Source organism: Halomonas sp. ND22Bw, from assembly GCF_003011945.1.
Taxonomy (GTDB): Bacteria; Pseudomonadota; Gammaproteobacteria; order Pseudomonadales; family Halomonadaceae; genus Halomonas; species Halomonas halophila.
On sequence record NZ_PXWD01001692.1, the window covers coordinates 1 to 239 of the forward strand.

The 239-nt window shown below is 64.9% G+C and carries 1 protein-coding gene; it reads left to right on the forward strand.

All coding sequences use genetic code 11. The features are described 5' to 3' along the window. Positions 1 to 17 precede the first annotated feature (17 nt). The coding region (locus CVH10_RS24030) for an aldehyde dehydrogenase family protein (RefSeq protein ID WP_146143387.1) at positions 18 to 239 on the forward strand (222 nt) is incomplete at its 3' end.

Genomic DNA, 239 nt, shown 5'->3' on the forward strand with positions numbered 1-239 from the left:
GTGGGTAAGACGTTGCGATGGCAGAGCTGATTTCCTTCGAACCGGCGACGGGGGCCGAATTGTGGCGCGGCGTGACGGGCGACGTCGAACTGGAAGTGGCGACCGCGCGTGACGGCTTTCTGCCATGGGCGACCAAGTCGCTCGCCTATCGCATTGAAACGCTGCGCCGTTTCGCGAATGTGATCCGGCAGCGGGCGGAGGCATTCGCCGATACGATCGCACGCGAAGCCGGCAAGCCG